Source organism: Streptomyces sp. NPDC111520, from assembly GCF_055635295.1.
The window spans coordinates 275,994-287,442 of record NZ_JBVKBW010000004.1 but is presented as its reverse complement, the minus strand read 5'-3'; the positions used below and the strand labels follow the sequence as shown (position 1 = coordinate 287,442).

The window sequence follows — 11,449 nt, the reverse complement described above, 5'->3', positions numbered from 1 at the left end:
TCACCCCAGGTCAGGGGGCATTCCGGTTCCACCGGCGCAGCTTCTCCGGGTTGAGCACGGCCCAGACCTGGGCCACCCGGCGTTCGCTGACGTCGAGGCTGATCACGGCGGCCACGGTGTGGTCGCAGCGCGCCACGAGACCGGTGCGGCTGTTCACGGACTGGGCGGTCAGCGTGGTGCGCGGGTGGGGGCCGAGCAACGTCAGCAGGCTGTGGGTGACCTGCTCACTGCCGTGCACCGACCGGACCGTAGTCCGGACCTTGCCACCGCCGTCGAACACGGCCATGGCGTCGGGGGACAGCGCGGACGCGAGGGACGCGGCGTCACCGGCCCGGCAGGCGTCCCCGACGGCGCGGACGACCGCGTCGTGCTCCAGCGCGGCCGACGGCCCGGAGCGCCGTGCCTGGAGCCGGCGGAGCGCGACGGCGGTGAGCTCTTCGTACCCCGCCCCCGCTGCGGCCGGCCCTGCCTCGCGTTCCCCGTCGTGCGTGGCCGGGCGGCCCCGGCAGATGCCGTCGGCGGTCGCCGACAGCCAGGCCCGGGGCGACGTGATCCGCGCACGCTCGGCGTCGGACAGCGCGTACCAGCGCCGGTAGGTCTCGTCGATCACGCCCTCCGCCTCGCGGCGGCTGCCCGACATCCGGTGGGCGACGTCCAGCAGATGCCGGCGCTCGTCGAGCAGCTCCACGATCGGCACCGCGTCCCTGGCAACGTCCATGCGGCATCCTCCCTCTCGTACGACACCACACAACGCGGCCGCACGCATCAACCTCGCAGAAGTCGGGGGCTTCCTCCCGGTCCCGTGAGGGAGACGAGACGCCCCGCACGGGTGTGACGGCCCGCGCGGGTCACGCGGCGGCGCAGGTCAGGCGGCGGCGCAGGTCATGCGGCGGCGCACTTGATCAGCAGCAGGGCGATGTCGTCCGTGCGCGGGGCGGTCCTGCGGGCCTGGTCGATCAGGTCCGTGGCGAGACGGTCGACGGGCCCGGGAGCCATCCGCGCGAGGCGGGCGGCGAGCCCGCCCATGGCGTCGTCGAGGTCGACCCCGGGGGTCTCGACCAGCCCGTCGGTGTAGAGGGCGAGGACGCCGCCCCGCTCCAGCGGGATCTCTGTGGTGGGGTAGTCCGCCTCGGGGTCGATGCCGAGCAGCAGCCCCGGCTGCACCCTGAGGACCTCCGCGTTCCCGTCCGGGTGGAGCACCACGGGGGGCAGGTGGCCGGCGGTGGCCAGGAGGGCCCGGCCGTGCGCGAGGTCGAGCCGGGCGTACAGGCAGCTGACGAAGCGGCCGGGGTCGAGGTCGACCAGCTGCCGGTTGGCCTGGCGCAGGGCCTCCGCCGGTGCCGCCCCCGCGGCGGCCTGGGAGCGGATGGCGGGCCGGATCCTGCCCATGAGCGCGGCGGCCCTGACGTGGTGGCCCTGGACGTCCCCGATGATCGCGGCCGCGGTGGTGTCGTCGACGCGGACCAGGTCGTAGAAGTCGCCGCCGATGTCCATGCCGCGGACGCTGGGCAGGTAACGGGCGGCGACGTCGAGTCCCGGGAGGTCCGGCAGCGAGTCGGGGAGCATGGCCGCCTGCAGGGTCTCCGCCAGCTCCTTGCTGGTGTCGTAGAGGTGGGCCCGCTCCAGCGCCTGGGCGACCAGCCCCGCCAGCGCGGTCAGCACGGTGCGCTGGTTGCCGGAGAAGTGGTGGGGCCGGTCGAAGGCGAGGACGCACAGGCCCACGGGCCGCCCCGAGGCGATCAGCGGCAGGTACGCCCAGGCCTGCAGGCCCTCGCGTCGCGAGGCGCGCGGGTAGACGGCGGCCATCTCCTCGAAGGTGGCGAAGAAGGCCGGCACGCCCTCGGCGAGGGTCCCGACCCCGGCCGGGGAGTTGACCACCGCACCTGTGTAGAGCTCCAGGGGGCACGGGTTGTGGCCCCGGCAGCCCACGAACCGCAGACCGCCGTCCTCGTACAGGGCCAGGGCCAGCGTCGTGGCCTGGAAGGTCGGCAGCAGCTCGTCCGCGACCAGGTCGACCACGTCCCCCACGCCGACCGCCTCGGAGAGGGCGGCGGCCAGGTGCATCACCTGGTAGATCTCGCCCAGCGGGATCGGTGCGCCCCGCGGCGCCGCCGTGCCGGGGCGCGCCGCGTTCCGCACGCGGTCGGCGCCGAGGCCGACGATGCGCACGCTCACCCCGGAGGCGTCGGGGTAGAGCTCGAAGGCGAGCCACCGGTCCGGCGGCACCATCGCCGTGAAGGATTCCGGCTGCCGGCTGACCACGGCGGCGCGGAAGCGGTCCTCGAAGGCGGGATCGGTCGACCACGCCATCGCCTCCCAGGGGCGTTTGCCGAGGAGACCCGCGACGCTCTCACCGAGCAGGGCCGCAGCGCTCTCGCTGATGTAGGTGACCCTGCCCTCGAGGTCGAGGGTGGAGCTGCCTCCCGGCAGGCGTTCGGCGAACCGCGAGGCGGCCAGCGTCTCGGCCGGCGCCCGCTCCCGGGCGGGCGGCTGCGACAGCGTCCGCGGGTACGCCGCGGGGGTGACCGGGTGCCCGGCGTCCGCGGCGTCCTGGAGGAACCGTCCCAGACGCCGGCAGGCGTCAGCGACCCGCTCGTGGCTGGGTCCGGTGACCTCGGCGGAGTCGCAGCAGGGCCAGAACAGCATGAGCGCCCCCCTGGGTGCCTCGCCGCCGGGGACCGGTGCCGCGGCCACCGCGAAGTGGTACGGCATGGCGATCGCGGTGCGCGGGTAGCGACGGGCGAGTTCCTGGGGCTTGCCGAGCCACACGAGCCGCCGCTCGCGCACCGCGTCGGCCACGGGCACGTGGCTGGTCAGGCCCACCCCGAACCACGGCGCGAGGAAGTCCACCGGCATGCCCGTGCTCGCCTCGAGCCGCAGCGCGTCGCCCTCGGGCACCAGCAGGAACAGCGCGCCCGCGTGGGCGCCCGTGTCACGGGCGGCGAGGTCGAGCAGCCGGTCGAGTTCCGCCCGGAGCGCCGGCCCGGCGGCGTCGGCGGGGCTCGCCGCGTACGCCCGGGCGGCACCGTCGTCCGGTGTGGCGCGCATGGGTCAACGGTACGTCCGGACCGGCCGGCGCCGCCCGGGAGCCGGTGACCGGCTCAGCCGGCGACCCGGTAGCGGCTGGTGATCGCGACGCGGTTGAAGGCGTTCATCACCGTCGCCAGCCAGGCGACCGCCGCGACCTGGTCAGCGGAGAGCACGGCCGCGGCCGCCTCGTACTCCGCGTCGCTCACGTGCCCGTCCGCGACGTGCGTGATCGCCTCGGTCAGGCGCAGGGCGGCGCGGTCGGTCGCGGAGAAGTAGCCGGCCTCCCCCCACGCGGGCAGCACCGCGATGCGGTCCGGGTCCTCGCCCTTCTTGAGCGCGTCGCGGGTGTGCATCCGCAGGCAGAACGCGCAGCCGTTCAGCTGCGACGTGCGGATCTTCAGCAGTTCGACCAGCAGCGGGTCGAGACCCGCCGCGGCGGCGCTCTCCTGCACCGTCTCGGACAGGGCGAGAAGCGCCTGGTAGCTGGCCGGGTCCTGCTTCCCGATGTTGACGCGCTGCTGCTCGCTCATGGGTGTCTCCTCCTGGGGGTCTTCTGTCGGGTAAGCCTCGTCCAGGGCCGGGCCCCGCGCACGACGGCGTTCCGTCCGGTGCGGTGTCGGGGGCGCCCGTAGGACGTGGCAGTTCAGAGGTGCGCGATCTTGTCGGGGTTGACCACCCTGCGGTACGCGGTGATCAGGCCGTCCCGGATCTCCACCGTGTCCACCGAGAAGACCCGGCCCGCGCGGCGGTGCAGGAGGGCGGGTTCGCCGCCGACCTCGACGAGGTCGATGCGCTCCGGACGCCACCGGGACAGCAACCCCAACATCAGCCGGGCGATGCGGGCGCCGCCGTGGACGAGCTTGCGCGCGGTGACGACCCTGCCTCCGCCGTCGGTGACGTACACGGCCTCCGGGTGGAGCAGCCGCACCAGGCCCGCCAGGTCCCCGGCCTCGTAGGCGGCGCGGAACGCGATGAGCAGCCGTTCCCGCTCCGCCCGGGACGCCTGCGGAGTGGACTGCCTCGCCTCGGCCACCTTCCGCCGTGCCCGCGAGGCGAGTTGGCGGGCGGCGGGCCCGGAGGCGTCCAGCACGTCGGCGATCCGGGCGAACGGGAGGCCGAAGACGTCGTGGAGGATGAAGGCCACCCTTTCCGGCGGGGTCAGCGCCTCCATGACCAGGAGCATCGCCGACCCCACGGACTCGTCGACGAGCACCGGCTCCGAAGCGTCCGGTCCCGTCAGCAACGGCGCGGGGAGCCACGGCCCCACATAGGTCTCCCGGCGGACGCGCGCGGACTTCAGGATGTCGTACGAACGCCGGGCGGCCACCGTGATCAGCCAGGCCCGCAGATCGACGACGGCGCGCAGATCCGCTCCGGCCGCCCGCAGCCACACGTCCTGTGCCACGTCCTCGGCGTCGGCGACGGTTCCCAGCAAGCGGTACGCCACCCCGAAGACGGCGGGCCGGTGCGTCTCCCACTCGGCCTCGAGCGTCGCGGGCGGCCCGGGCGTGGGCGTGGGACTCATGCTGACGGGACCTCCTTCACCCCCACCTGTGGAATCGAGATGTCTTCTGTCCTGAATCGGGGGCCCGTGACAGCGGCGGAGCCCCGCACGGGCGGGCAGCTCAGTCCTGCCCGAGCCCGGCGCGCACGTACGAGCCCACCGCGGGAGCGTGCGCCTCGGCCTCCGCCCGCACGTCGGCGAGGCTCTGCTGGGCCAGTGCCTTGCGCCAGGCCAGCTCGGCCCGTCCCATGGCGGTGTTCACCGCGCACGGGCGGCTGAAGCCGCCGTCCGGCACCCGCTCGCCGATGGTGCCGCAGCGGCGGATCTCCGCACAGCGGAACAGGGGGTCGTCCCCCTCCACGGCCAGGACCACGTCCAGCATCGACACGGCCTCCAGCGGGCGGGCCGTCCGGAAGCCGCCCCGCGCGCCCGGGACCGATTCCAGCAGGCCCGCCTTGACGAGCTGCTGGAGCTGCTTGTTCAGGTAGGACGCCGACAGATCGTGACCGGCGGCCAGTCGCGCCGTCGGGACCGGCTCGCCCTCCCCGAGCCACGCCAGGTTGAGCAGTGTGTGCACCGCCCACTCGACACCTTTGCCCGTTCGCATACCTGGATACTAAACATCCGGATATCGCACGTCAAAGACGGCGGCTCCGCGGCAGGGACGGTCACGGTCGCGACGTAGGCGCCGAGGGCGCACGGGACCACGACGGCGGCGATCCGTTTGGCGCGCGGGACGATGTCGTCCCGGGAGAGGGCCGTGTCCCATGCGTGGGGCGGTCCCATGAGCACGACAGTGGCGAGCGACGACAGGGCCGCGGACCGGACGAGGGCGGCGGCCAGGTGGGTCAGGCGGCCCGGGGTGCGGTGGTCGCGGCTGCGCCAGTCGCGGGCGAGCCATAGGCGGGAAGGACGCCGGCCGTGGCGGCGCCGGCGGCCCGGGAGAGCCCGCTGACGAGGCCGCCCGCGAGGAAGGCGCCGATGGCGGGCGGCGTCGCCGCGGCCATGCCGGCCGCCCACGCGAGGAGCACTCGGGGCTCCTCCGTCCCGCCCGGCAGGGTCACGGGGCGCCGGTCCTCGCGGCCTGCGCACCGACCGGGGATGGAGATCCGGGGGCGCGCGGGCGGCGCGCGCGGTACCCGGACACGGCGAAACCGGCGGCGCAGAGTGCGCCCGCCATGCCGGCGACGATGCTCAGGGCGGCGGTCGGCGGCATGTCGTCGCCCGCCGGGTAGCGCAGGCCGCACAGGCGCACGGACTCCGGGTCGTCGGCGGCGGCCTCCAGGCACAGGTGGACAACCACCGCGACACGGCCGGGCATGCGCGGCACGGGGAGGTCGCCGTCGGAATGGTGCCGTCCGGCGACGTCGTACCCGACACGCGCGTCCCCGCCGCCCTTGCCGGGGATGAACTCCTCGACCACGCCGTCCACGCGCACGGGCGAGGCGTCGATCCGGTCGGCGGCCCGGACCTGGCCGTACAGGCCCCAGGCAAGGCCCAGGACCAGCAACAGGCAGCAACCGCCGACGATACAGGGCAGTTTGGGCACCGCCTTGACGAAATCCCCCCGCATGCGGCGCAGTATGCCACCGCGCGGGCACGGAAGCGCCGGTGCGTATGCCGGTCGCGTACGCCGGATCGCGCCGAGGCGGACGGCCGGCGGGGGCCGGTGCCGCGGAGTGTCCGCGGCACCTGCCCCCGGGCGTCACTTCAGGCCGAAGGCCCGGATGACGGTCTGCGCGACCGACCCTCCGGCGCGTGCCGTGGCGCGGGTGCGCAGCGACACGAACGCGGCCGAAGACGGGGCGTGCAGGGTGGTGCGCCAGGTCCCCTGACGATCCTTCAGGTCCTGCCGGTGCCAGGACACCCCGTCGTCGTAGGAGACCTCGAGCCGGACCGAGGACACCGCGTCCTTCGCCGAAGTGCCGAGCGCCGAGGGAGTGATGGAGACCTCCCCGGACCGGTGCGCCCTGCCCACGGCGTCCAGCTCCGTGCCGTAGTCGAGCTGCACCAGCGGCACGGTCCCCGACTGCGCCTTGCCCGACACGAAGTCCCACTCCGTCCGGGTCTTCGACGAGTACGGGCTCAGCGCCGGATCGCCGGCGGTGTCGACGACGAGCCGGTACGGCAGCGACTCGGCCGGCAGGTCGAAGGCGTTGACGTAGGCGCTGTCCGTCGTCAGCACGGTGCTGCCGCCCTGGAGGAGTGTGGTGCGCGCGGTCATCGTCTCGGTTCCCGCGGAGCCCGTGTGCGCGGCTCCCGAGTCACTCCAGCCGGAGACGACGAGCGAGAGCGAGGTCTCGTCACGCAGCTGGGAGTCGCTGTCCGACATGCGGGGCCGCAGGACCGGGCCCAGCCAGCGCTCCCGCTGGACGCTGCCCGGCCGGTAGGACGCGGGGCTGTCGGTCGCGCCCACCCAGCCGGTGACCGAGGCGGTCTGCTGCCAGGTGACGTCGTCTCCCGCGGTCACCCAGTCGGTGCGCCGTCCGGCGGCCATAGGCTCCAGTCCGAAGGAGTATCCCGTGGCCCACTCGTACGCGGGGAAGTCCGTCCTGCGCTCCATGGCCTGCTTGCCCCGCGGCTGGGCGAAGTCCAGGTCGACGCGGGCCAGGCGGTCCGGGTCCGCGCGGTAGGTCACGTCCTGCGGTACGGCGCCGGCGTGGTACTTGACCAGGTCGTAGACGTAGGACGGGGACGGGTGCGCCGCCACCCGGAGCCGCACCCGGTGCTCACGCGCCGTGTCGACCCTCGCGATCAGTGCCTCGCCCTCGTCCCTGCCCACCGAGACGACCGGCACGTCCGTGGCGGCGCTGTAGTCCGGTTCTCCGTACCACGTGGCGAGCCGTCCCACCCCGTCGTTGACGACGAGCAGCAGCCGCACCCCGGCGGCCTTCGCCGCGGAGGCCTGCGTCGAGGGCGCGACCTCCGCGCTGTGGCGGACCACGGCGACCTTGCCGCGGGCCCGCACCTTCGCGAAGTCCTGCGGCGAACCGGTCCCGGCGAACACCGCGTCCAGTGCCGACGTGCCGTCGGGGAGGGCGGCGCTGCCCTGCTGGGCGAGCGCGTCGTCGATCCTGCCGCCGGCGTAGGAGAGGTCGAGCGGCGTCTGCTGGGCGCGCAGGCGGGTGGCGAACACGAAGCTGCCGTGCCGGACTCCGGCGCCGGTCGGCTGGGCCCACACGCTGTCGTAGCCCGCGCCGACGATCACGTTCTCCCTCATCGCGCCGTAGTCGCCCGGGCTGGGCTCGGTGGAGGTGAAGGAGCGGAAGAAGTCCAGCCGCGTGTTCACCAGCGTGGTGGGCTTCGGTGTGACGGCACGCACCTGGTGCGCCTTCGAGGCGTCGAGGACGACCCGCCGGTCGGCCGTCAGGTCCACCTCGGGGGCGCTCAGCAGGGCGATGCCCCGGGAGGCCGGGCCGTGGGTGCCCTGGACGTCCGCGTACGACACCACCGTGTAGCTGTCGGCGGGCAGACGCAGGGTCAGCTCCCCGGTCGCGGGTATCTCGTAGGCGGCGGTCGACCTGCCGAGGGCGCTCTTGAGGTGGATCCAGCCGGTCATCGGCCGGCCCGTACGGTCCTTCATGGCGATGTCGAGGTCGTAGCGCTCCGGTTCGAGTCCGACGCCGGCGACCGTGTGGGCGACCACCGCCCCGCCGGCGTCGCGGGCGACGACCATGGCGGTGTGGTTGCCCCGTGCCAGACCCGTGGGGTCGGCGTCGACCCCGACGGCGGTGCTGGCGTGGGCCGGTACGGTGATCTGGCCGGTGGAGAGGGTGAACACGCCGGCTTCGGAGGCGCCCGCCTCCACCGCGAGCCGCAGCGTCACCGGCTCGTCGCCGGAGTTGCTGTACGTGAGCTCCTGCTCGACGGTGCCGGTGTCCGTGTTCGGCCACGCGAGGAAGCGGAAGGCCGAGCCGGTCGCGGTGACCCGGGCACGGACCGCGGCCGCGACGTCGACGCGGCCCGAACCGCCCTGATACACGGTCAGGTACGGCGTCGCCTTGCTGGTGCTCATCAGGGCGTCCTTCAACCGGCCGGCCGGCCAGTCGGGGTGCCGCTGCGCCAGCAGGACCGCGGCACCGGCGACGTGCGGGGAGGCCATCGAGGTTCCGCTCATCGTCGTGTAGGGACCCTCCCCCTCCCCCGAGAACTGCGACCGGGCGGCCAGGACGTCCACGCCGGGGGCCGTCAGGTCGGGCTTGAGGCCCTCGTCACCGACGCGGGGTCCGACGCTGGAGAAGCTCGCGAGGTCGTCGGAGGGGCCGACCGCGCCCACGGTCAGCGCGGCCTCGGCGGCGGCCGGGGAACCGATGGTGTAGGGGGTGGCCCCGCGCCCGCTGTTGCCGGCCGCGACGACGAACAGCGTGCCGGTCTCGGCGCTCAGGGCGTTGAGGCTCCGGCTCATCAGGTCGGTGCCGTCGCTGGGTTCGGCGCTGCCCAGGCTCATGTTGACGACCTTGGCGTGCTCGGTGCGCGCGGCCCACTCCATGCCGCCGATGACCCAGGACTCCTGTCCCTCGCCACGGTTGCCGAGCACCTTGCCGACCACCAGGTCGGCACCGGGGGCCACGCCCTTCTCCCTGCCGTCCGACGCGGCGCCGGTGCCGGCGACGGTGGAGGCCACATGCGTCCCGTGGCCGTCGCCGTCCGGCACGTCCTGGTCGGGAACGAAGCTGCGGGTGCCGACGATCCGATCCTCGAGGTCCGGGTGCCCGGGGTCGACGCCGGTGTCCAGCACGGCGACCTTGACGCCGGCGCCGGTGTCACCCGACTCCCATGCCTGCGGGGCGCCGATCTGGGCCGTGGTGTCGGCGAGGTTCGCCTTCGTCCTGCCGTCCAGCCATATCTTGCCGATGCCACCGGTGAACGACGGGGCCGCGGCCGCCCGTCGGGACCCCGTGCCGTCCGCCGCGGAGGAACCGGTGCCTCCCGCGGTCAGCGCGACCCAGGCGTCCGCCGCCTCCGACCGGCCGGCCGCGACCGCCGCGCCGCCGACCGAGGGCAGGTCCCGTCGGGTCTGCGCGCCGGGCAGGGCATCGCCGCTGCGGCGCAGGGCGGCGGCGTCACCGCCGGTGATGATCAGGGGCAACCGCGGGGCCCGTGCATCGTCGTAGCCCTGCGCGATCAGCCCGGTGACGTTGAAGAGCCGCTTGTCGAGGCGGTCCGCGGCCACGTACGGGAGGGCTTCGTCAGGGTAGACGTAGGTGTCGCCGCCCTCGGTGACGATCCGCACCGAACCCGCGGCCCCGGGACGGCGCTCGACGCTCAGCGTGTCACGCCCGCCGCCGGCGGGGGTGACGACGACCTTGTCCCCGGTGATGAGGGTGACGCTCCGCACCGGACCACCCACGGAGGATGACGGCCCCCGCGGTGGTGGGGCGGACGCGGCCGCCCCCGCCGAAGCGGGACTCAGGAGCGTGACGAGTACGGCGGACGCGGTGCCCAGAGCCGCGAAGCCCGCTCTTCGAGCCGTGGAGAACAACACTGTTCCTCCTTGTGATTTCCTGGGCGAATACGATCACATCCTTGAGATTTCGAACAGATCTTGACAGCCGTCACCAGCCAGGCAGAGCAGGCGCGTTGATGTCCGGAGCGCCCACGGACCGACGCCCGGGCGGGCGCGCCGCCGACCGGCGCGGGGCGACAGCGTCCGTCACCGATACGCCTGGGGGTGGCGGCGCCGCGCGAAGGACCGGCGCGGGCGGCGTACCGCTCCGGCTGATCGCGTTCGTACCGGAGCGAGCCGGTGAGCCGCCGGGCCGTCAATCCGTACGCGGCGGGCGGCGCAGGAGGAACACGCCCACGGCGGCGGACACCAGGATCACGTACACCGCGAACGCGACTCCCGCGTCCCGCAGTCCGAGTACGAGGGTGAGGGCGCCGACGCCGACCACCGGAACGGAGATGCCGACGTAGGCGACGACGAAGAAGGCCGAGATCGTGGCGCCGCGGTGCTCCTCGGGGGCCACGGCGCTCACGCCCGTCAGGCCCGCGCGGAACGACAGGCCCTGGCCGAGGCCACCGGTCAGGGCGCCGACGACCAGCACCGGCAGGGACTCCACCACCAGCGACGCGGCGACCACGGCCATGCCGGCCGTGAGCGCCAGGCACCCGGCCGGCAGTGCGCGCCGCACGCCCAGACGGCCCATCAGCATCTGGCCCGCCGTGGAGGCGCAGAACACCGAGAAGACGACGAGGCCCGTGACGGCCAGGTTGTCCTCCCTCAGCGTCAGGGCGAGGAAGCTCGGCGCGACCGCGGTGAACAGCCCGAGCATCGAGAAGCCCGCGAAGGCGGCGAGTCCGGCCGGCACGAAGGCCGCGCGCACCTGCGGCGGCACGACCATGCCCTGGGGACGCAGCGGGGACCGCGGGCTGCGCACCGCCACCGTCTCGGGCAGGGCACGGGTGACGGCGAACGCGGCCAGCAACAGGGCGATGTGCGCCAGGAAGGGCAGCCGCAGCGGCCAGGGCGCGTACTGTGCGAGCACTCCCGACAGCAGCGGGCCGCACCCGAGGCCGCCCATGTTGGCGGCGGTGGCCGCGAGTCCCGCGCGTGCGCGCAGGCCGGGTGGGGCCAGTTCGAGCACGGCGGCCGTGGCCGCCCCGCTGAGGAGCCCGGCGGAGAAGCCCGACAGCAGCCGTCCGGCGAACAGCAGCGGCAGGCCGCCCTGGAACAGGAAGCACACCGCGCTCAGCAGCGACAGCCCGAGCGCGGCCAGCAGCACCGGCCGGCGGCCGAGGACGTCCGAGAAGTCGCCGGCGACCAGCAGGGCGGCGATCACCCCGATCGCGTAGACCGCGAAGACGACGGTGACGACCAGTTCGGAGAACCCGATCCGCTCGCGGTAGAGGCCGTACAGCGGGGTCGGCAGTGTGGTCCCCGCCATGCCGACGGCGAAGACACCCGCCGCCGCG

The 11,449-nt window shown here is 74.4% G+C and carries 9 protein-coding genes; all 9 read right to left on the bottom strand.

Annotated elements, in window-relative coordinates; all coding sequences use genetic code 11:
• Nucleotides 1-10: 10 nt before the first annotated feature.
• Nucleotides 11-718, bottom strand: a complete 708-nt coding sequence (locus tag ACZ7MY_RS11590) for a sigma-70 family RNA polymerase sigma factor family protein (RefSeq protein WP_499601165.1) — start codon at nucleotides 716-718, stop codon at nucleotides 11-13.
• A 164-nt stretch (nucleotides 719-882) separates the two neighbouring features.
• Nucleotides 883-3,048 carry a SpoIIE family protein phosphatase gene (locus ACZ7MY_RS11585; RefSeq protein WP_499601164.1) on the bottom strand — a complete coding sequence of 722 codons (2,166 nt, stop codon included), beginning with the start codon at nucleotides 3,046-3,048 and terminating at the stop codon, nucleotides 883-885.
• Nucleotides 3,049-3,101: 53 nt separating this feature from the next.
• Nucleotides 3,102-3,560 (bottom strand): carboxymuconolactone decarboxylase family protein, encoded by a 459-nt coding sequence (locus tag ACZ7MY_RS11580; RefSeq protein WP_499601163.1) that lies wholly within the window; start codon nucleotides 3,558-3,560, stop codon nucleotides 3,102-3,104.
• Nucleotides 3,561-3,673: 113 nt separating this feature from the next.
• Nucleotides 3,674-4,555, bottom strand: coding sequence for an RNA polymerase sigma factor SigJ (gene sigJ / locus ACZ7MY_RS11575; RefSeq protein ID WP_499601162.1), 882 nt, complete (start codon nucleotides 4,553-4,555; stop codon nucleotides 3,674-3,676).
• A gap of 100 nt (nucleotides 4,556-4,655) precedes the next feature.
• Nucleotides 4,656-5,141 (bottom strand): RrF2 family transcriptional regulator, encoded by a 486-nt coding sequence (locus ACZ7MY_RS11570; protein ID WP_499601161.1) that lies wholly within the window; start codon nucleotides 5,139-5,141, stop codon nucleotides 4,656-4,658.
• Between the two features lie 241 nt (nucleotides 5,142-5,382).
• Entirely contained in the window at nucleotides 5,383-5,598 is a 216-nt protein-coding gene (locus tag ACZ7MY_RS11565) for a hypothetical protein (RefSeq protein WP_499601160.1), read from the bottom strand.
• A complete protein-coding gene (locus ACZ7MY_RS11560; RefSeq protein WP_499601159.1) occupies nucleotides 5,595-6,107 on the bottom strand; it encodes a hypothetical protein in 513 nt (170 codons plus the stop codon). Before ACZ7MY_RS11560 ends, ACZ7MY_RS11565 begins: the two co-directional genes overlap by 4 nt.
• A 132-nt stretch (nucleotides 6,108-6,239) precedes the next feature.
• A complete protein-coding gene (locus ACZ7MY_RS11555) occupies nucleotides 6,240-9,872 on the bottom strand; it encodes a S8 family serine peptidase (RefSeq protein ID WP_499601158.1) in 3,633 nt (1,210 codons plus the stop codon).
• A 424-nt stretch (nucleotides 9,873-10,296) separates the two neighbouring features.
• Nucleotides 10,297-11,421, bottom strand: a complete 1,125-nt coding sequence (locus ACZ7MY_RS11550; RefSeq protein ID WP_499601322.1) for an MFS transporter — start codon at nucleotides 11,419-11,421, stop codon at nucleotides 10,297-10,299.
• Between the last annotated feature and the right edge of the window lie 28 nt (nucleotides 11,422-11,449).

Bases quoted from the DNA above. Each gene is read 5' to 3' on its own strand.
- ACZ7MY_RS11590 (WP_499601165.1), bottom strand. From the start codon at position 718: ATGGACGTTGCCAGGGACGCGGTGCCGATCGTGGAGCTGCTCGACGAG.
- ACZ7MY_RS11585 (WP_499601164.1), bottom strand. From the start codon at position 3,048: ATGCGCGCCACACCGGACGACGGTGCCGCCCGGGCGTACGCGGCGAGC.
- ACZ7MY_RS11580 (WP_499601163.1), bottom strand. From the start codon at position 3,560: ATGAGCGAGCAGCAGCGCGTCAACATCGGGAAGCAGGACCCGGCCAGC.
- sigJ (WP_499601162.1), bottom strand. From the start codon at position 4,555: ATGAGTCCCACGCCCACGCCCGGGCCGCCCGCGACGCTCGAGGCCGAG.
- ACZ7MY_RS11570 (WP_499601161.1), bottom strand. From the start codon at position 5,141: ATGCGAACGGGCAAAGGTGTCGAGTGGGCGGTGCACACACTGCTCAAC.
- ACZ7MY_RS11560 (WP_499601159.1), bottom strand. From the start codon at position 6,107: ATGCGGGGGGATTTCGTCAAGGCGGTGCCCAAACTGCCCTGTATCGTC.
- ACZ7MY_RS11550 (WP_499601322.1), bottom strand. From the start codon at position 11,421: ATGGCGGGGACCACACTGCCGACCCCGCTGTACGGCCTCTACCGCGAG.